We start from the raw sequence: 18933 nt of genomic DNA on the forward strand, positions 1-18933 counted from the left end.
TCCCATCATGGCCGAGACCAAAAAAGAGTTTTCCCTCGACGCGCTCCGCACCGACGGTTGGTTCGAGCGCATCGGCGAAGGAATCGGCAGCTTCCACGCCCTGTGCGAGATCGTCGGCGAGCGCTTCCTCGCGTTCTCCATCATCGTCGGCGCCAGGATCACGGCGCTCACGGTCGATCGCCGCAGCCCCGACCAGACCCTCGTCGACTTCGTCGTAGGGGGCGCCGAGGCCGAAGGCGATCTCGAGCCTCAGCGGCTCACCCTCGCCGATTTCCGCCGCCGCCTCGTGGGCGCGCTGCTCGTCGAAGAAGAGCGTCGGTCGAGCCTGCCCGAGCGCGAGACCGACGTGGAAGCCATCCAGCTCTTCATCGGGGTGCGCTACCTCCTGCTCGCGCCGCTCTACGGCTACTCGCTGAAGACCCTCACCCTGGCCGGCGGTGTGGCGGAGCTCACGGTCTCGCACGACGGAGACGAGATCGTCTTCGAGGTCGACGCGTTTCGCGCCAAGGTCCGCGCGCAGGTGCGCGAGGAGCTCGATCGGGTGGCGACCGGATCGCGCAGCGCCATCGACCTGTCCAAGGTCGCCGACGCCGAAGCCGCCGCGAGCCGTGGCGAGTGGCCGAAGGTGGTCGCCATCCTCGGCACGTGGCCCGCGCCGCTCGCGATCTTCCTCCGCACCCCGGAGGGTCAGATGCTCGCTCCCGAGGCTCGATCCATCATCGCCAAGGGGCTCGGACTCCTCGGCTCCGCCTGCGTTCACCTCGGCGAGCTCGAGCAAGCCGAAGAGGTGTTCCGCATCGGCATCCAGTACGCGCAAGAGGGCATCGCCGCCGCCGATCTCTTCCGTCGCCTCGGCGAAGCGCTCCTCGTGAGCGACCGGCCCGGGGAGGCGATTGGTCCCCTCCGCCGTGCCATCGCGTTCGGGGGCCGCCACGACGAGGTCATGCCGCCGCTCGCGCGTGCTTTCCTCCGCCGCGGCCGCTACGTCGCCGCGTTCTCGTGCCTCCGCGACGCGCTCGCCGCGGGTGTCCCCGAAAAGGACCTGGCGGACGAGATCCGTACTGTGGAGCAGAAGCTCGGCCCTCCGCTCACGGCTTGGAAAGCTCGTCTCATTTCCTAAGTCGTTCGTCAGGACGCTCGGCGGCTCCTTGACGTCCGTCGGGTCCGCCTTCAGGGTCGCCGTCATGCCTCTTCTCAAGATCGCCCACGTGGGTCACCCGATCCTGCGCGAGGTGGCGCGTCCCGTCCCGCCGAGCGAGCTCGGCTCCGCGGCCATGCAGGCCTTCATCGACGATCTCGTGGCGACCATGCGGGACGCGAACGGCGCAGGGCTCGCCGCGCCCCAGGTGCACGAGCCCGTGCGCATCTGCGCCATCGAGGTGAAGGACAACCCTCGGTACCCGTACAAGCCGAACATCCCGCTCACGATCCTGGTGAACCCCGAGCTGACGCCCCTTGGGGACGAGACCTTCCTCAACTACGAAGGGTGCCTCAGCGTCCCGAACCTGCGCGGGGAGGTGAGGCGCTTCGCCCGGCTCCGAGTGCGTGCCTCGGACCGCCACGGGCAGCCGCTCGACTTCGAGGTCTCGGGGCTCTCGGCCGGCACGTACCAGCACGAGTGCGACCACCTCGACGGCAAGCTCTTCCTGGACCGCGTCGAGGATCCGCGCTCGTTCGCGACCTGGGCCGACTTCGACCGCTTCCACAAAGAGGCCTTCGTCGCCCGCGCCAAGGCCGTGGTGGCCAAGTACGGCGCGTAGCTCGCGCGCCCGACCTCAGCCGAAATCCTCTGGAAAAACCTGCGTTCCCGAAGGCTCGGGGGGCGCAAGGCGCCGTTGACACCAAAGGCCGAAGCTTCTAGACACGGAGAGTCTTCCGAGCCCCCGAAAGAGCCAAAGAGCCACCCCGATGAACCAGAGCCCCTCGGTGTTCGCGATTTACGCGCCCATGTTCTTGATGATCGCCGTCGCGGGCTTGCTCGCCGGCCTCTTCTTCACCGGCGCCACGTTCCTCGGCGGCAAGCTGAAAGAGACCCGCGAGAAGATGCTCCCGTTCGAGTGCGGGTCGGAGAGCTCGGGCGGAAATCACCTCAAGCTCTCGGTCAAATTCTACCTGACCGCCATCCTCTTCGTCGTGCTCGACATCGAAGCGGTGTTCATCTACCCCTGGGCCATTCAGTTCAAGTCGCTCGGGTGGATCGGCCTCTTCAGCATGTTCTCGTTCCTCGCGGTCGTCGTCGTAGCGCTCGTGTACGTCGTCAAAAAGGGCGCGCTCGAGTGGGAGCACTGAGCGGGCGACCCGGCGGCAAGTCTTTCGTAACCTATTGATCGTACAGAGGATTCCGTGGCCAAATCCCAAGTGACCCTCGAGGGCAGCGAGGCGGGCTTCGCGACCACGCGGCTCGACGCGCTCCTCAACTGGGCGCGTAAGTACTCTCTCTTCCAGTATCCCTTCGTGACCGCGTGCTGCGGCATGGAGTTCATGTCGGTCGCCGGTCCGCGCTTCGACGTCTCGCGTTTCGGCGCCGAGGCCCCGCGCTTCTCGCCGCGTCAGGCCGATCTCCTGTGGGTCGTCGGTACGATCAGCCAGCGTCAAGCCCCGGCTCTCCGCCGCATCTACGAGCAGATGATGGAGCCCAAGTACGTGCTCGCGTTCGGCACGTGCGCGAGCTGCGGCGGCTTCTACGACAACTACACGACGGTGCCCGGCATCGACAAAATCATCCCGTGCGACGTGTACGTCCCCGGGTGCCCTCCGCGCCCCGAAGGCGTGCTCGACGGCCTCTTGCTCCTCCAGGACAAGATCGCCCGAGGCGACCGCAAGCCCGGGATCGTCAAGCCGCGCGAAGATCCTCTGAAAGACCTCGTCCCGCTTCGCAAGAAGGGCGAGAAGGAGCAGACCCCGTGAGCCAGCTCGCGCTCGACCGCCTGAAGGCCGTCTTCCCCGACGCCGTCCTCGAAACCTCGTCCGCCCTCGGCGACGACACCGCCGTCGTCCGCCCGGAGGACTGGCTCGCGATCTGTCGCTTCTTGCGGGAAGATCCGTCGCTCTCGTTCGACATGCTCACCGACCTCTGCGGCGTCGACTACCCCGACCGCGCCCCTCGGATGGAGGTCGTCGTTCACGTCTACTCGCTGAGCCGCAAACACCGCCTCCGCTTGAAGACCCGCGTGGGCGACGCGGACCTCACGTCTTGCGAGCTCGACAGCGTCACGTCCGTCTGGAAGGCCGCGAACTGGCTCGAGCGAGAGACGTACGACATGAGCGGCGTGACCTTCCGCGGTCACCCGGACATGCGCCGCATCCTCATGTACCCCGAGTTCGAGGGTCACCCGCTCCGCAAGGACTACCCCGCGCAGAAGGCGCAGCCCCTCATCGAGTACCGCACCGAAGAAGAGGCCGGCCTCACGCTCGAGAAACAAGCGCCGTTCGGCCCCGACGAGGGCATGAGCTTCGGTCGCCGTTCCTACACCCGCTCGGAAGAAAACTAAGATGGAGCCTATCGACCTCGACCTCGACGAAAATGAGCTCGAGCTTCCGGCCGAGCCGATGCGCCTCAACATGGGCCCGTCGCACCCCGCCATGCACGGCACCGTGCGTATGGTCGTCGAGCTCTCGGGAGAGACGATCGACAAGGTCGACGTGCAGATCGGCTACCTGCACCGCGGCTTCGAGAAGATGTGCGAGCGCGGCACGTGGGCGCAGGTTTTCCCCTACGCGGACCGCCTGAACTACGTCTCGCCGATGCTGAACAACGTGGGCTACGCGCTCGCGGTCGAGAAGCTCTGCGGCATCGCGGTGCCCGATCGCTGCCAGTGGTACCGCATGGGCCTCGGCGAGCTCGCGCGCATCTCGGACCACCTCACGTGCACGGGCGCCATGGCCATGGAGCTCGGGGCCTTCACGCCGTTCCTGTGGTTCGTCAAAGCGCGCGACATGATCTGGGACATCCTCGAGGAGGAGACCGGCGCGCGCCTCACGCACTCGTTCGGTCGCATCGGCGGCATGGCCGCGCCTCCGACGCCGAAGTTCAAGGACATGGTCCGCAAGACCCTGCCCAAGGTGCTCGGCATCCTCGTCGAAGGCGAGAAGATGCTCCTCAAGAACCGCATCTTCATCGACCGCCTCGAGAACGTCGGTGTCATCTCGCAAGAAGACGCCATCTCGCTCGGGTGGACGGGCCCCTGCCTCCGCGCGACGGGCGTCTCGTACGACGTGCGCAAGGCGCACCCGTACCTCAAATACGACGAGGTCGAGTTCGACGTCCCCGTCGGCAGCAAGGGCGACACCCTCGACAGGTTCCTCGTTCGCCTCGCCGAGATCCGCCAGTCGGCCCGCATCCTCGAGCAGGTGTGCGACCGCATGCCGGACGAGGGCGAGGTCAACGTGAACGATCCGCGCGTCATGTACCCGCCGAAAGAGGCCGTCTACACGACGATCGAAGGCACCATCCAGCACTTCAAGCTCGTGATGGAAGGCGCCAAAGTACCCAAAGGTGAGGTGTACTCGTACACCGAGGGTGGCAACGGGGAGCTCGGCTTCTACCTCGTGTCCGACGGGACCGGCACGCCCTACCGCGTGCGCATCCGCCCGCCGTGTTTCTCCGTCGTCTCCGGCGTGTCGCAGCTCATCGAGGGCGGCATGTTGTCCGACGTCATCCCGATCTTCGGTTCGGTGAACATGATCGGCGGCGAGTGCGATCACTGACCTGAGCGCTCGACCGACGACGCGGCGTTCTCCGGACAGGGGGCGCCGCGTCGGCCATTTCGGCGTAGGGTTTCTGGTGTGGAGCGCCTCGTCGTCGTCGTGGTCGCCGTGGTCGTGAGCGTCGTCGTGGGGTGTGGACGCGGGCGCGAGGGAAGGGAGGTCACCGTGCCGAGCCCGGAGCGGGGGCGATCGGAGCTCGCGGTCGTCGACGCGGGGGAGCCCGGGCCGGAGCGTGAGGAGCGAGCGTCCGAGCCCGTACGGTCGCTCCGGGTGTGTGACGTGGCGCACGGCCGCGTCCTCACGTGCGGCGCGTGGGCGGAGGGCCCCGTGATCGTCGAGGTGGAAAACGGGGTGTTCCGTGGATGCGACGCGAGGGACGGCCGCGTCGTGTCGTGCGGGCCGCCGGGAGAGGGGGTCGTCCCGGTCTTCGATGGGGCGATCTTCCGCGCCTGCCGCCTCGTCCACGGGACGGTCGCAGGCTGCTTCGGTGCGTTCGACGGGCGGGCCGTGCTCGCCGACTGATGCGCGTCTCGCCGAAGGTGGCTATGGACACGCCATGACGTCGTCGCAATCGCTGCTCGCGCTCGCCACGGGGATCTCGTGGCTCGTCTCGATGGCCGGGCACGTAGGGCTCCTGGTCGTGGCGCTCGTGCTCGTTCGTCGGCACCGGCCCGACGCCGCCGGCCCGCTCGTCGGATGGGCCGTGGCCGAGCTCGTGCTCGGAGTGGTCGGCGCGGCGCTCGGTCCAATCACGACGGCCCTCGTCGCGCGGAGCAGCGGGATCGAGGCGGTCGTGACCGCGCAAGCCGTGCAGACCCTCGTCCGTACGGTGCTCGGCGCCGGGCTCGTCGCCTGGCTCGCCTACGCCCTCGTCGTCCTCGCGCAGCCTCCGAAGCCGGTCGAGGTTCCGCGCGAGCCGCCCTACCGCTGAGGTCCTCCCCCCGAGGGACCCGAGAAATCGCAAATCTTGCGCAGGTTCGGGGCATGTCCCCTCTTCCCCGAGGTGACGATCCGTTCTAGAAAACGGGGCGCGACATGCCCACGTTCAAGCTCGACGGAAAAAGCATCCCCTTCGAACCAGGGGAATCCATCATTCGTGCCGCGGAGAAAGCGGGGGTCGAGATCCCGCACTACTGCTACCACCCCGGGCTCTCGGCGCCGGCGAACTGCCGCATGTGCCTCGTGGAGATCCTCCCGGCGGCGAACCAACGCGCGATGATGCTCGACATCGTCGAGTGGGACGAAAAGCTGGGCGATTACCGCACGATCAAGAAGCCGAAGCTCCAGCCCGCGTGCCAGTTCCCGGCGACCGACGGGCAAGAGGTGCTCGCGGAGCAGTCGCCCCACGTCATCGCCGCGCGCGCAGGCGTCCAGGAGTTCTTGCTCCTGAACCACCCGGTCGACTGCCCCATCTGCGACCAAGCGGGTGAGTGCAAGCTGCAAGATTACTGGCTCGAGCACCAACAGACGCCGAAGCGCATGCACGACGAGCCGGTGCACAAGCCGAAGGCCGTCTCGTTCGGCGACACCATCGTGTACGACGCCGAGCGCTGCGTGATGTGCACGCGCTGCATCCGCTTCATGGAAGAAGTGGCGAAAGACCCCGTGCTCGACATGCGCGAGCGCGGCAACCTCAAAGAGGTCATCGTGGCGCCGGGCCGCAAGCTCGAAGGCCACTACACCTTCATGACCGAGCACGTGTGCCCGGTCGGCGCGCTCACCACGAAGGACTTCCGATTCAAGGCCCGCGTGTGGTTCTTGAAGAGCGCGAAGACCGTGTGCCAGGGCTGCGCGACGGGCTGCAACGCCACGTTCGACTACGATCCGCGCACGAACAAGGCGCTCCGCTACCGACCGCGGGACAACGAGCGGGTCAACAAATTCTGGATGTGCGACGAGGGCATGCTCTCGTACCGCGACGTCGTCGAGGGCCGCGTGCCCGAGGCCCAAGTGTCCGGAAAGACAGTCAAAATCGAGCGCGCGCTCGAAGAGATCAAGAAGCGCTTCGCGAGCGTCCAGAAGGGCTCGATCGCGTTCGTGCTCTCGGCCAAACACTCCCTCGAGGACAACCTCGCGCTCTTCGAGCTCGCCGAGCTCTGCGGCTCGCGCGCCATCTACACGAGCGGCGCGCCCGCGGGCTACTCGGACGACATCCTCATCCACGCCGACAAGAACTCGAATACGGCCGGTATCCAGAATTTGGCACCCGATGCCAAGTCGTTCGACGCGCTCCTCGCCGACGCGCGCGCGGGCAAGGTCACGCACGTGATCGCGCTCGGCGGCGCGGCCCCGACCGACGACGTCTCCGCGCTCGAGGGGCTCCAGGGCCTCTGCGTCGTGGCGGCGCACGTGGGCCCGCTCACCCGCGCGGCCAGCGTCGTGCTCCCCGCCTCCGCGTGGATCGAGGCGAGCGGAACGTTCGTCAACGCGAAGGGCATGCGTCAGCTCGCCGAGAAGGGCACCGAGCCCCTCGGGTCGGCCGAGCCCGGCTGGAAGCTCGTCGCCAAGGTCGCCGTTCACCTCGGCGTCGAGCCCTCCTGGACCACCCTGAAGGACGTACGCGCGATGCTCGTCGCGACGAGCGTCCCGCCGCCGGAGCCGTCCCAGACGGCTTCCGCCGAATGAGCTTCATTTCCCCTCCGACGACGTTGCGAGCGAGAAGGACAATCCTGTGACAGGCTCGATGATTCTCTTCACCGTGGTGAAAATCCTCATCATGGTCGGGTTCCTCTTCAACGTGGCGGGTCTGCTCACCTGGGTCGACCGGCGCCTGAGCTCGATGATCCAAGACCGCGTCGGGCCGAACCGCGCGGGGCTCAAGCTCGGCAAGTTCGAGCTGCGCATCGCGGGCCTCCTGCACACCGCGGCCGACGGCGTGAAGTTCTTCTTCAAAGAGGACTTCATGCCCCCGAAGGCGGACAAGCTCCTCTTCAGCCTCGCGCCGATCCTCGCGATGGTGCCGGTCCTCGCGCTCACCGCCGTCATCCCGTTCGGTGACACGATCTCGCCCCACCAGCTCTGGCGCCACGTGTGCGCGCCCGTCGAGGGGCACGTGCTCCAGGTCGTCGACGGCCAGTGCATCGACATCGCCACGAAGGCCGTCATCGCCAAGCCGCTCCTCGTCTTCCCGTCGGCCGCGCGCCTCGGGATCTCGGCCGTGCAGCCCCCGATCGAGCTCCAGATCGCGCCGCTCAACGTCGGCATCCTCTACGTCTTCGCGATGGCGGGGCAGGGCATCGTGGGCGCGGCCATCGCCGGCTGGTCCTCCGACAACAAGTTCTCCCTCATGGGCGCCCTCCGCGCGGCCTCGCAGATGGTCAGCTACGAGGTCACGATGGGCCTCTCGCTCATCGGCGCCATGATGCTCTACGGCTCGGTTCGCCTCGAGGACATGGTCCGCTGGCAGGGCGAGAACTGCTGGGGCATCTTCGTCCAGCCGCTCGCGTTTTTCCTCTTCTTCACGGCCGCCGTGGCCGAGTCGAAGCGCATCCCGTTCGACCTCCCGGAGGCCGAGAGCGAGCTCGTGTCGGGCTACTTCACCGAGTACTCGGGCATGAAGTTCGGCATGTTCTACTTTGCAGAGTACATGGAAATCGTGACGAGCTCGATGCTGCTCGTGACCATCTTCCTCGGCGGCTGGCAGCTCCCGTTCCTCCACCGGGACGGCATCACCATCCAGATCGGCGAGACGATCTACGCCGCGCAGCGCCTGCCCCACATCTGGGTCATCCTCTTCGGTTTCGTGGCGTTCTTCGCGAAGACGATCGTCATGTGCCTCCTCCAGGCCTTCGTCCGCTGGAGCCTCCCGCGCTTCCGCTACGACCAGCTCATGAAGCTCGGTTGGACGGTGCTCCTCCCGGCGTCGCTCGCGAACATCTTCGCGACCGGCATCCTCTACCTCGCGGCCGAGGCGGGCGGAGAGAGCGTCGCCCACGGTCTCAAGGTGGTGGGGGACCTCTCGCAGGGTCTCGTCGCCGCTATCCTCACGATCCTCCCGCTGTGGGGCCTCTACGGCTTCTTCAACACGCGTCCCAAGGACCGCACCCTCATCGGCACCTCGGGCGACATGGCCGAGGCGGCGGGCGGCACCAAGACCGCCCCCATGCAGGCCTGAACCTCCTCGGAGCACGTTTCCACCATGGCTCAAGCCTTCCCGAAGAAACCCGCAAGCCCCCCCAACGCCGTCACCGTGGCCTACACGGAGAAGACGCCGACGGTTCAGTCCTACCTCCCCGAGATCTTCAAAGGTCTCGGGGTGTCGATGAGCCACTTCTTCCGCAACACCCGCGACATGCTCACGGGCGAGCGCCCCGACCCGGTCACCGAGCGCCTCGACGACGGCATCACGACCATCCAGTACCCCGAGCAGAAGCGCCCGTATCCTCAACGGTTTCGCGGGGTTCACCGCCTCACGACCCGCGACGATGGGAGCCCGCGCTGCGTCGCGTGCCTCTGCTGCTCCACGGCCTGCCCCGCGCAGTGCATCTTCATCGAGGCCGGCGAGTACCCCGAGGGCGACAAGCGCCGAGGCTACGAGCGCTTCCCGGTGCGCTTCGTGATCGACGAGCTCCGCTGCATCTTCTGCGGGTACTGCGTCGAGGCGTGCCCGTGCGACGCGATTCGCATGGACACGGGGATTCACCCCGTCCCGTACGACTCGCGCGACCAGTTTATCTACGCCAAATCCGACCTCATGGGCCTCGCCGCGCGCGACGGCTCCCACGAGACGGCGAACCCGCGTCACGAGCCGGGGGACCCGACGCACCCCGGCATCGATCGCGAGCACGGTCACTGACGTCGCGGTCGTCGCGAGCGGTCAGCCGAGACGGAGAGCGCCACCCGCCCACGAGGCCGGTGGCGCTTTCGTTTGGTGCGCGCGGGGCCGCCTCGTCTACGCTCGTCCGATGAGCGATTACCGAGAGCAAGCCCTTCGCTGCCCGAGCTGTTCGTCGACCCTCGACGCTCGGCAGGCGGGGGACGCGACGATCGACGTGTGCGGGCATTGCCGTGGAATCTTCCTCGACTGGCACGATGGAGATCCGCGAGAGCTCGTTCGAGGGTTGGTGACCCCGCTGTCCGCGCTTCCGGTCGGTGATGCGCCGCCCAAGCTGCCGGGGGCGTGCCCGCGGTGCGCCGTCCCGTTTCACGTCGAGCTCTTCGAGGATCGTGGCCCCTGGCTCCAGCGCTGTGAGGGATGCCACGGTATCTTCCTCGACGTCGTCGCGGCGGAGGTGCTCGCGACCACGTCGTCCCCCGACAGCCTGCCCCCGGACGAACGCGGGCCGATCTCGCGGATCGGTGACGCGATGCGCACGTTCCTCTTCGGTGGCCCGGAGAAGGTCGAGTGAAGCGGGGCCTCGAGCGTGACGCGGTGCTTCCTTAGAAGCGCCTGAAGAGCGCGAAACGCTTACGGAAAAGTCTGTTGCTGGAGCGGCAGGGGCGGCGCGCCGTGCTAGCGTGCGCTGGGGGTCTCTCGTCCGCACCCATCCGCACCGAGCCTTCCGCTCGAGCATTGCCATGCAGGTACTCATGTCGACACTTCGCTCCCGCTTCGCTCCTTCCGTTCAGCGTGGCTTCGGCTCCTTCGTGGTCGCGTCCGTCATCGTCGCCTGCGGCGGGAGCCCGAGCAGCGCGGTCGGGGAGGGCGAGCACGCCATCATCAAGGGCACGGCATCCGACGAGAGCCAAAACGCCGTCGTCTTGCTCGTCATGATCGATCGCGGCGAGGGAGGCATCGGGCAGTGCACCGGGACGATGCTCGCGCCGAACCTGGTCTTGACGGCGAGGCACTGCGTGTCGACGACCCAAGAGGGGATCGCGTGCAAGGCCGACGGTACGCCGATCGCGGGCGGGCGCATCTCGAAGAACAAGGCGGCCGCCGACATCTACGTGGTCACCGGCACCCAGCGCCCCACGCGCCCCGAAGCGAACGGCCAGGGCGCGAAGCTCATCCTCAACGACGCCACGAACCTCTGCAACAACGACATCGCCCTCGTGGTGTTGAAGGAGCCCATCGCCAACACGCCCATCATGCCGGTGCGGCTCGATAGTCCCGCGGTCAAGGGCGAGCTCCTCACCGCGGTCGGCTGGGGCGTGACCGACAAGACCCAGAGCCCGACGACGCGCCAGCAACGCACGGGGATCCCCGTCACGGCGGGCGCGGGGGACTCGAGCGAGCAGACCGGGCCGCACGAGTTTGCGGTCGGCGAGTCGATTTGCTCGGGCGACAGCGGTGGGCCTGCGATCTCCGAGACGACCGGCGCGATCATCGGCGTGGTCTCGCGCGGCGGAAATGGCACCCAGCCTACGCAGAACCCCGCGACGTCGTGCATCGGCACGAACGCGAGCAACATCTACACGGACGTCTCCGGCTTCAAGGATCTCATCCTCCAGGGCTACGCCGAGGCGGGGCAGGATCCGTGGATCGAGGGCGGCCCCGATCCGCGCCTCGCGAAAGACGGCGAGGCATGCACCGAGAACGGCGCGTGCCGCTCGAACGCGTGCCTCTCGGGGAAGTGCACGGCGAGCTGCGTGAAGGACGCGTGCGCCCAAGGCACGACCTGCCAGGACTCGGGCGGCCTCAAGGTGTGCTTGCCGGGCGGGGCCAACGCCGATGGCACCACGACGACCACCACCACCGGGTGCTCCGCGTCCGGCGGGGCATCGGGCGGATCTTCCGCTGGCGTGCTCGCCCTGGCCTTCGGCGCGGCGTTCGCGTTCGCCCGGCGGCGCCGTGCCGCTCGTTAGGCGTCTCGCGACCGCCCTTGCCCTCGGCGCCCCACTTGCGTGTGGGGCCGTCGAGGATGGCGTCGCTCAGCGGGGTGGGCTCGGTGAGACGACCTCGGCGATCGTAGGCGGCGAGGCTTCGCCCGCAACCGACAACGCCGTGGTGCTGATTCGCAACGTCCGTGGAGAGTGCACGGGCACCCTCGTCGCGCCGAACCTCGTCGTGACCGCGCGCCACTGCGTGTCGTCGTCGAACCTGGCGGTCACGTGCAACGACCAAGGTCAAGCGGTCTCGGGCGGGCAGGCCGGGGTCGACTATGATCCCGGAAAGATTGCTGTTTTCGTCGGAGAGTCGTTCGCACGGAAGGGCGTCCTCGACCCGGCGGCGGTCGGCGCTCGCATCGTCCACGATGGCTCTCCGACGCTGTGCGATCACGACGTCGCGTTCCTCGTGCTATCGAACCCGGTGACCGCGCCCGTGGCCAAGCTGAGGCTCACCGCGCCGCCGCGCGTGGGCGAGCGGGCGCGGGCGGTCGGGTGGGGGATCTCCGTCGCGAAGACGCCGTCGGACGGGCGCGTCGCGCGTGGAGGGATCACCGTCGCGCACGTCGGCGCGAACGCGTCTCGGGCCACCGGGCCACGCGAGCTCTCGGCGACCGAGGGCATCTGCGACGGGGACAGCGGCGGGCCGCTCCTCGCCGAGTCCGATGGAGCGCTGCTCGCCGTGGCGGCACGCGGAGGCAGCCCAAGGGCGGCCAAGCTCGCGCCCCCCGAGGCGTGCGTAGGCGACGACATCGTGAACGTGTACGTCTCGCTCGCGGCGCACACGAAGACCGTGCGCGCCGCCTTCCGCGCTGCGGGCGCGCCCGAGCCGGAGGCCCCGCCGGACGAGCCTTGCACGGGGCTCGTCTGCGCGGCGCCGGCCACGTGCCAGGCGACGGCCTCCGGGGCCACGAGCTGCGGCGTGCCTGCCAATCCGGGCTCGGGCACACCCGAGGCGAGCGACGGGGGAGGGTGCTCGGCCGTCCCTTCGGGCGCGGGGCGCGCGACGACCGGCGCGGGAGGCCTCGTTTTGGGCCTCGGCCTCTTCGTGGCCCGCCGACGCCGCCGCGCTCAGTAGACGGTCGTGAAGGAGTCCATCTTCGGGTGCGCGGGCCACGCGAGCATGCGCACGTGGCGGTCGATGCAGCTCGAGACCGCGCCGTTCGGTGGGTTCGTGTAGACGCTCACGCCGACGGCGCGCCCCATCTTCACGGCCACCTTCACGGTGACCTTCATGTCGTTCGGGGCTCCGCAGCCCGAGATGAACGCCGAGTTGGCCATGGGGGCCGAGAGCTGCGCGTTCGAGAGATCGGCGCCGCCGGAGGCCGTGCCCATCTTGATCTCTTCGTTGTTCGCGGCGAGCGCCGCCTCGTAACTGCCCCCGAAGCCCTTCCCGAGGCCGCCACCGCCGCCGCCGCCACCGCCGCCGCCGCCACCACCGGGCTTCTTGGTCCCCTTGACGCCACCGTCGGTCGTGAGGTCGACCGCCGAGGGATCGTCGAGGAGGGCGGTGGAGTCGTCTTTGGCGCCGCGCGACTTGAAGTACCAAACGAGGAGGCCCGCGAGGAGCACGGCGACCACGGTGCCGCCGACGAGGTACTTGGTGATGCCGGCCGTCTTCTCGGCCTTCTCGAGCAGCACGACCTCTTTCTTCTCGGCCACGATCTCGCGGTGGAGGTGCGCGTGGGACGCGAACTGCGAAAATTCCGGGTGGTCGCCGATCTTCTTCGACTCGCCGGTGACCTCGTCGCGGAGGGTGTGCTCGGGGATGAACGAGTGGCTCGCGATCTGCTGAAGGAGCTCCACGGCCGAGAACGGACCGTGGTCCATCGAGTCCTTGACGACCACGTAGCGCGGCCTCGGGTCGCTCTCGAGCTGCGCCTTGAGCTGCGCCAGCTGCGTGGTCGCGTCCACACGGGACGGAGCAGCCTCGGGCGCGGCGGCGACGGCAGCGAACGGATCGACGTCGGACGCCGCAGCGGAGGTGGCCGCCGCAGGGACGCTCTGGGTCGCGAGGTCCATCATCGCCGAGGCGAGCGCGTTGAGATCGGCGGGACGGGCCGCGGGGTCCGCGACGAGCGCGGCGCCAAGGAGCGTCTCGACGCCCGCCGGGAGGTCGGGGTTGAGGGCGCGAGGGGGCTGCATGCCCGGGCCCACCGAGGCGCACGTGATGCACTCGTAGAAGATCGCGCCGAGCGCATAGACGCTGGCCGACGCGGGGCCTGGAGAGCGCCCGCCGAGCTCGGGGGCGAGCACGGCCATGTCCTCCGGGCTCGCCGGCGGGGTCGCGTACATCGGGTCGTAGCCCCACGCTCCCGACTCGTCCCCGCAGATGCAGGCGGCGTGGAGCAAAATGGCCTCGCCGCGCGCGTGACGCGCTGCCACATCGGCGGCGAGGGGGGCGAGGAGGGCCGCGGCCTCACCGAGCGACAGGGGAGATCGCGCGGCACGTCGTGCGTCAAGAAGGGCGCGAAGGCTGTGGGCGGGAGCAGAGCCCGGTGCCGTCGAGGCCATTTCGGCGGCGGCATGCGACGTCGTCATAGGGACCGAGGGTATCTCTTTCGCGGGTCGTGCCTCAAGGCCCACGGCGATCGGGCGTGGACCGTCCACACGCGACCCGGGCCGACGATCGGCACGGCGAATATCTAGTGTTGTTCAATACTTATGCGGTGTGGACGCGGACCACGCGGGCGGAGCGTCACTCCGTGCGGGGCTTGGCGCGCTCGGCGACCAGCGTTCTCCCGGCGACGACATGCCCCGCGAGGGACGCGATGGCGCGCTCGAGCTCTTCGGGGCGGACGCTCACGAACGTGATGCGCTCACGCATCCGAATGCGCCCCTGCTGGGCGTCGTCGAGGTGGGCTATCTCGACGAGGAGACGCTGCACGTCGCCGGGGCGGAGGCCGTCGCGGCGACCGATGTTCAGGAAGAGCTGCGCGAACGACGGATCGTCCTCGAAGTCTTTCTGGGGAGGGAGGGGAAGCGGTGCAGCGTCCGACACCGTGATCCCCGGCATGACGGGGTCGGGGGTGCGGAACGGCTGGGTCTCGGGCGGGCTGTCGACGAACGCCCGGTCGCGAGGGCCGCGGCGGTCGCGGTCGCGGTCACGGTCGCGGTCACGCGGCCCGCGCCCCCTCGACGAAGCGGCAGGGGCGACAGGCGGGGTCACGGCGGACGGAGCCGGTGCCGCGGCAGCGCCTTGAGCCGAGGCCGGGCCACCACGCTCGGTGAGGATCGGCTGATCGTCGTCCTTTTCGGCAGGCGGCTCCCAGCTCGCGAACTCGGAGTGGGGCACGCCGCGCCTGCCGGACCGCGTCGAGAGATCGGGCGATTTTTCGGTCGCGATGGGCGTGTCGCGCGGCCTCTCGCGGCTCGCGCGGGGCTCGGGACGTGCCGGCGGAGCCTCGCGTTTGGGGGCCTCGACGGGCGGAGGGTTCTTCGCGCGACGGGCCTCGCCGGCGGCGACCCGCGGGTCCGTGGCCTTCGCTCCGAGGTAGCCGCGGAGGAGACCCGCGATCACGGCCTCGGCTCGGTCGTGGGTGAGGAGGCGACGCGCGAGGCTCAAGTCCTCGGCCGAGGGCTCGTCGGAGAACGCCTCGAGGAAGAGGTTCACGAGGTCGGCCTCTTCGCGCGTGCGAAGCTCGCCCGTCGTGGGGAGAGAGCGCTCGATCGGCCGGATTTTGTAGGTGAGCCGAAGGAGATAGAGGTTTCCGAGGTCCTTCGGTCCCACGAGCGAGATCGCCGTGCCCGTACGCCCCGCGCGCCCCGTGCGCCCCGTGCGATGCACGTATGCTTCGGTCGACTCGGGGAAGTCGAAGTTGATGACGTGGGTCACGTGCGACACGTCGATCCCGCGCGCGGCGACGTCGGTCGCGACGAGGAACCGAAGCTTGCCTTCGCGCGTCCGGGTCATGACCTTCTCGCGCTCGCGCTGGTCCATGTCACCGTTCAGCGACGCGGCGTCGTAGCCGCGGTTTTGAAGGGCCTCGGCGAGCCGCTCGGTCTCGTCCTTCGTGTTGCAGAAGACGATGGCGCTCTCGGGGTCTTCGACGTCGAGCACGCGCATGAGCGTCTCGCGCTTGTCGGCGTTGGCGACGACGTACGTGAAGTGCTTGATCTCGAGGGCTCCGACCTGATCGCTCGAGAGCGCGATCCACTCCGGATCTTTCAGGTGGGCGTGCGCGAGGCGCTCGATGTCGGGCGGGATCGTCGCGCTGAAGTAGAGGCCCTGGCGATCCGAGGGGAGTGTCTCGACGATCGCGTTGAGCTCCTTCGCGAAGCCCATGGAGAGCATCTCGTCGGCCTCGTCGAGCACGAAGATGCGCACGCTCTTCGGCACGAGCGTGCCGCGGCGCAGGTGATCGAGCACGCGGCCCGGCGTGCCGACGACGATCTGCGCGCCGTTCTTCAGCGCCTCGACCTGCGCGCCCATGGGAGCGCCGCCGTAGATGGGCACGGCACGGAGCCCCTTGTGCTTGGCGAGCCTGTCGAGCTCCGCGCACACTTGGAGGGCGAGCTCGCGGGTCGGCGTGAGCACCAAGGCCTGCACCTCGGCGAGGGACTTCCTCACGAGCGAGTCGACGATCGGCAGGCCGAAGGCGGCGGTTTTTCCGGTGCCCGTGCGGGCCTGCACGACGAGGTTGCGGCCGCGTGTCGCGGGCTCGAACACGGCGAGCTGTACGGGGGTAGGGTGCTCGTAGCCCGCGTCGGCCACGGCGCGTTTGACGTCGGGGCTCAGGGGAAGCGTGTCGAACGTGGGGGGCTTCGGCTCGGCGTCGGTGGCTCGGGGCGCGTTCATGATCCTTCTTGCCGGCACGAAGAAAGCCGGCCGGCAGGGGGACTTAAGCACGAATACGGCCCGATCGGGGGGCTTCCTCGGCGGCCTACCGCGGAGAACGAGCCTTTCGGCCGAGAGGTGTTCTTAAGTATTCGAAATGATTGGCTATCTTGCGAGCGCTCGGGCGAGGTCGCCCTGCATCGGGCCGAGCTCGGTGGCCCGCTCGGCGATCGCGGCTTCCTCGGCGAGCCGAACCCGCAGGAGGGCCGCGTAGATCGTGAGGCCCCGCGGCGACCTTGCGCAGCGGGCCTCGAGATCGCGGAGGGCGCCCTCGGAGAACCCGGGGCCGAGGGCCCGCGCGAAGGTCTGCGGGCTCGCCTCGGGCGCCACCTTCGCGGCTTCGATCACGGCGAGCTCGATGTCTTTGCGGCGCGCGGCCACGTCGTCGTAGCAGCTCGTGGCGTCGGGGGCCGACCCGAGGGGCTCGCTCGCGCCGAGCTCGAACGCGCCCTTCGCGAGCTCCCACGTGCTGTCCACGATGAAGACCGCCGAGAGCGCGAGGAAGACGCCCACGACGACGCGCGTCGCCTGCCGGTTGGCGCGCTCGCGGCGAGTCTCGGGGGGCTTTTCCACGGGGCGACTCTGCCGACGGGAGCGTGGGAGGTCAAGCTCGCGGTGCTGCGGGGTGGCTTCGCGGATCCCAAGGTCCTTCGTTTCGACTACCGTCGCGGCGATGGCGCAGACGGACGGACGTGTGGCGATCGTGACGGGCGGTGGGCGTGGGATCGGGAGGGCCATCGCGCTCGGCCTCGCCGCGAAGGGGCTCGCGGTGGTGGTCTCCGGGCGGAACGAGCGCAGCCTCGGCGAGACGGTGGGGGAGATCGTGTTCGGTGGCGGCAAGGCCCGGCACGTGGTCGCCGACGTGCGCTCCTCGGGCGACATGAGGCGCGTGGTCGAAAAAGCGATCGAGGCCTTCGGCGCGCTCGACGTCGTCGTCGCGAACGCCGGGGTGTCCGGGCGGATCGCCCTCGGGGCCGAAGGCGGCGCGGCGCTCGCGGCCGACATCGTCGCGACGAACGTCATGGGCACGTACCACACGTTCGACGCGGCCACGCCGCACCTCTCCGAAGGCGGGCGCCTCGTCGCGATTTCGTCCGTGCTCGCGCGCTTCGGGGTGCCCGAGTACGGCGCGTACTGTGCGAGCAAAGCGGGTGTCCTCGGGCTCGTCCGGGCGGCGGCGCACGAGCTTTCGCCTCGTCGCATTACGGTGAACGCGGTCGTGCCCGGGTGGGTCGAGACCGACATGGCCGAAGCGGGGCTCGCCGACATCGCCCGTGGTCTCGGTCGCTCGGTCGAGGACGTGCGCCGTGATGCCGAGGCGGCGGTGCCCCTCGGGAGGTTCCTCGCGCCCGAAGAGATCGCCGCGACCGTGGCGTTCCTCGTCGGGAAGGACGCGTCCGGGATCACGGGGCAAGCCATCGCGGTGTGCGGAGGGGCGACCGCGTTCGGCGGCTGACCCCGAAAACGCAGGCGATGGACCTCTCCGCTTGACCTCGGCGGCGATGCGCCTACATATTTCAAAAACTTTTGAAGGTTTCGACGCTCCAAAAAGCTTTGGGGTGTCGCGCACCTCACGAGGACCGATGGACGCCAGCTCCGCCCTTGAAATGCTCGAAGAAACGGCCTCGGCCGTCGACCTCGGTCACCCGCCGCTCGACCGCCTCCGGGACGCCCAGGCCCTGCTCGGGCGAGACCTCTCGCGGATCGAGGCGCAGCTCCTCACGGCCACGGCCGACGGAGAGGCGCCGGCCACGCTCGCGGCCCGCCACCTCCTCACAGCGGGGGGGAAGCGCGTGCGACCGCTGTGCACGCTGCTCGCGGCCCGTGCCTTCGGCGAGGTGAGCGACGAGACCCGAACGCTCGCGACGGTCGCCGAGATGGTGCATCTGGCGACCCTCCTCCACGACGACGTCGTCGACGACTCGGACGAGCGCCGCGGCCAGGTCGTGGCTCGGAAGGTCTTCGGCAACGCCGTGAGCGTGCTCGCGGGAGACTCGCTGCTCGTGCACGCCCTCGAGCGAACCTCCGAGGTCGGGCGCCCGGCGACGCTGACCGAGCTCTTCACGACCCTGCGCGAGCTCGTCGACGGCGAGGTGATTCAGCTCCGCGGGCGCGTGAAGCTCGACGCCTCCTACGCGACGTACGCGTCGATCCTCGAGAAGAAGACCGCCTCGCTCTTTCGCTGGGCTCTCCGCGCCGGCGCTCGCTCCGGCGGCGCGTCCGAGGCCGAGGTCGACAAGCTCGGGCAGTTCGGGCGGAGCCTCGGGATGGCCTTTCAGCTCGTCGACGACGCGCTCGACTACACGGGCGTCGCGACGGGCAAGGACCTCTTCGCCGACCTCCGGGAGGGCAAGGTCACTCTGCCGCTCATCCTCGCCGTGGAGCACGATCCGCGTGTGCTCGCGGTGCTCGAACGAGGCCGCGCCCAAGATCCGGAAGCTCAGGATATCCTTAGAGAAAAGGGCATGCAGCAGGCCGCCGAGGTGCGCCGCCGGGCGAGGGCCGAGTCGCAAGCGGCGTGCGACGCGCTGACCGGCCTCCGCGACACTCCGGCGAAGCGCCTCCTCATGGCCGTGGCCCTCGAGCTCGTGGCGCGGCTCGACTGATGGACCCCGAACACT

19 protein-coding genes are annotated in these 18933 nt (G+C 69.0%); 16 read left to right on the plus strand and 3 right to left on the minus strand.

What is annotated here, in order from left to right:
* Positions 1-7 precede the first annotated feature (7 nt).
* From IPK71_21725 to IPK71_21790, 14 genes are all read left to right on the plus strand, one after another.
* Positions 8-1120, plus strand: a complete 1113-nt coding sequence (locus tag IPK71_21725) for a hypothetical protein (protein MBK8216360.1) — start codon at positions 8-10, stop codon at positions 1118-1120.
* A gap of 64 nt (positions 1121-1184) precedes the next feature.
* Complete coding sequence (def, locus tag IPK71_21730; GenBank protein ID MBK8216361.1) at positions 1185-1760, plus strand: peptide deformylase; 576 nt, start codon at positions 1185-1187, stop codon at positions 1758-1760.
* A gap of 148 nt (positions 1761-1908) precedes the next feature.
* Positions 1909-2289, plus strand: a complete 381-nt coding sequence (gene ndhC, locus IPK71_21735; protein ID MBK8216362.1) for an NADH-quinone oxidoreductase subunit A — start codon at positions 1909-1911, stop codon at positions 2287-2289.
* 54 nt (positions 2290-2343) lie between these two features.
* On the plus strand, positions 2344-2907 hold the full coding sequence (gene nuoB / locus IPK71_21740) for an NADH-quinone oxidoreductase subunit NuoB (GenBank protein ID MBK8216363.1): 564 nt from the start codon (positions 2344-2346) through the stop codon (positions 2905-2907).
* Positions 2904-3491, plus strand: coding sequence for an NADH-quinone oxidoreductase subunit C (locus IPK71_21745; protein MBK8216364.1), 588 nt, complete (start codon positions 2904-2906; stop codon positions 3489-3491). Before nuoB ends, IPK71_21745 begins: the two co-directional genes overlap by 4 nt.
* A gap of 1 nt (position 3492) precedes the next feature.
* Entirely contained in the window at positions 3493-4707 is a 1215-nt protein-coding gene (locus IPK71_21750; protein ID MBK8216365.1) for an NADH-quinone oxidoreductase subunit D, read from the plus strand.
* Positions 4708-4785: 78 nt separating this feature from the next.
* Positions 4786-5229 carry a hypothetical protein gene (locus IPK71_21755; GenBank protein MBK8216366.1) on the plus strand — a complete coding sequence of 148 codons (444 nt, stop codon included), beginning with the start codon at positions 4786-4788 and terminating at the stop codon, positions 5227-5229.
* A gap of 34 nt (positions 5230-5263) precedes the next feature.
* Complete coding sequence (locus IPK71_21760; GenBank protein MBK8216367.1) at positions 5264-5638, plus strand: hypothetical protein; 375 nt, start codon at positions 5264-5266, stop codon at positions 5636-5638.
* A 104-nt stretch (positions 5639-5742) separates the two neighbouring features.
* Positions 5743-7332 (plus strand): (2Fe-2S)-binding protein, encoded by a 1590-nt coding sequence (locus IPK71_21765; protein MBK8216368.1) that lies wholly within the window; start codon positions 5743-5745, stop codon positions 7330-7332.
* A 46-nt stretch (positions 7333-7378) separates the two neighbouring features.
* Positions 7379-8821: an NADH-quinone oxidoreductase subunit H gene (locus IPK71_21770; protein MBK8216369.1), complete on the plus strand. Its 1443-nt coding sequence runs from the start codon at positions 7379-7381 to the stop codon at positions 8819-8821.
* A 24-nt stretch (positions 8822-8845) separates the two neighbouring features.
* A complete protein-coding gene (locus IPK71_21775) occupies positions 8846-9502 on the plus strand; it encodes an NADH-quinone oxidoreductase subunit I (GenBank protein MBK8216370.1) in 657 nt (218 codons plus the stop codon).
* Positions 9503-9611: 109 nt separating this feature from the next.
* Positions 9612-10055, plus strand: a complete 444-nt coding sequence (locus IPK71_21780; GenBank protein ID MBK8216371.1) for a zf-TFIIB domain-containing protein — start codon at positions 9612-9614, stop codon at positions 10053-10055.
* Between the two features lie 181 nt (positions 10056-10236).
* Positions 10237-11454: a trypsin-like serine protease gene (locus IPK71_21785; protein MBK8216372.1), complete on the plus strand. Its 1218-nt coding sequence runs from the start codon at positions 10237-10239 to the stop codon at positions 11452-11454.
* A gap of 139 nt (positions 11455-11593) precedes the next feature.
* Positions 11594-12553, plus strand: a complete 960-nt coding sequence (locus IPK71_21790; protein ID MBK8216373.1) for a trypsin-like serine protease — start codon at positions 11594-11596, stop codon at positions 12551-12553.
* Here IPK71_21790 and IPK71_21795 read toward each other — a convergent pair.
* The 3 genes from IPK71_21795 to IPK71_21805 all read right to left on the minus strand — a co-directional run bounded on the left by IPK71_21795 (position 12547) and on the right by IPK71_21805 (position 16885).
* Positions 12547-14016: a hypothetical protein gene (locus IPK71_21795; GenBank protein ID MBK8216374.1), complete on the minus strand. Its 1470-nt coding sequence runs from the start codon at positions 14014-14016 to the stop codon at positions 12547-12549. The two genes, IPK71_21790 and IPK71_21795, sit on opposite strands and share 7 nt — an antisense overlap.
* Before the next feature lie 157 nt (positions 14017-14173).
* Positions 14174-16273: a DEAD/DEAH box helicase gene (locus tag IPK71_21800; GenBank protein MBK8216375.1), complete on the minus strand. Its 2100-nt coding sequence runs from the start codon at positions 16271-16273 to the stop codon at positions 14174-14176.
* Between the two features lie 144 nt (positions 16274-16417).
* Positions 16418-16885, minus strand: coding sequence for a hypothetical protein (locus tag IPK71_21805; protein ID MBK8216376.1), 468 nt, complete (start codon positions 16883-16885; stop codon positions 16418-16420).
* 100 nt (positions 16886-16985) lie between these two features.
* Between IPK71_21805 and IPK71_21810 the strand changes: the two genes are divergently transcribed.
* Positions 16986-17768, plus strand: coding sequence for an SDR family oxidoreductase (locus IPK71_21810; GenBank protein ID MBK8216377.1), 783 nt, complete (start codon positions 16986-16988; stop codon positions 17766-17768).
* A 151-nt stretch (positions 17769-17919) separates the two neighbouring features.
* A complete protein-coding gene (locus IPK71_21815) occupies positions 17920-18918 on the plus strand; it encodes a polyprenyl synthetase family protein (GenBank protein ID MBK8216378.1) in 999 nt (332 codons plus the stop codon).
* Positions 18919-18933: the final 15 nt, after the last annotated feature.

Source organism: Myxococcales bacterium, assembly GCA_016712525.1.
In the GTDB taxonomy this organism is placed as follows: domain Bacteria; phylum Myxococcota_A; class Polyangia; order Polyangiales; family Polyangiaceae; genus JAAFHV01.

Bases quoted from the DNA above. Each gene is read 5' to 3' on its own strand.
- IPK71_21785 (MBK8216372.1), top strand. From the start codon at position 10,237: ATGTCGACACTTCGCTCCCGCTTCGCTCCTTCCGTTCAGCGTGGCTTC.
- def (MBK8216361.1), top strand. From the start codon at position 1,185: ATGCCTCTTCTCAAGATCGCCCACGTGGGTCACCCGATCCTGCGCGAG.
- IPK71_21780 (MBK8216371.1), top strand. From the start codon at position 9,612: ATGAGCGATTACCGAGAGCAAGCCCTTCGCTGCCCGAGCTGTTCGTCG.
- IPK71_21725 (MBK8216360.1), top strand. From the start codon at position 8: ATGGCCGAGACCAAAAAAGAGTTTTCCCTCGACGCGCTCCGCACCGAC.
- IPK71_21800 (MBK8216375.1), bottom strand. From the start codon at position 16,273: ATGAACGCGCCCCGAGCCACCGACGCCGAGCCGAAGCCCCCCACGTTC.
- IPK71_21765 (MBK8216368.1), top strand. From the start codon at position 5,743: ATGCCCACGTTCAAGCTCGACGGAAAAAGCATCCCCTTCGAACCAGGG.
- IPK71_21810 (MBK8216377.1), top strand. From the start codon at position 16,986: ATGGCGCAGACGGACGGACGTGTGGCGATCGTGACGGGCGGTGGGCGT.
- IPK71_21815 (MBK8216378.1), top strand. From the start codon at position 17,920: ATGCTCGAAGAAACGGCCTCGGCCGTCGACCTCGGTCACCCGCCGCTC.
- IPK71_21795 (MBK8216374.1), bottom strand. From the start codon at position 14,016: ATGACGACGTCGCATGCCGCCGCCGAAATGGCCTCGACGGCACCGGGC.
- ndhC (MBK8216362.1), top strand. From the start codon at position 1,909: ATGAACCAGAGCCCCTCGGTGTTCGCGATTTACGCGCCCATGTTCTTG.
- IPK71_21750 (MBK8216365.1), top strand. From the start codon at position 3,493: ATGGAGCCTATCGACCTCGACCTCGACGAAAATGAGCTCGAGCTTCCG.
- IPK71_21775 (MBK8216370.1), top strand. From the start codon at position 8,846: ATGGCTCAAGCCTTCCCGAAGAAACCCGCAAGCCCCCCCAACGCCGTC.
- IPK71_21760 (MBK8216367.1), top strand. From the start codon at position 5,264: ATGACGTCGTCGCAATCGCTGCTCGCGCTCGCCACGGGGATCTCGTGG.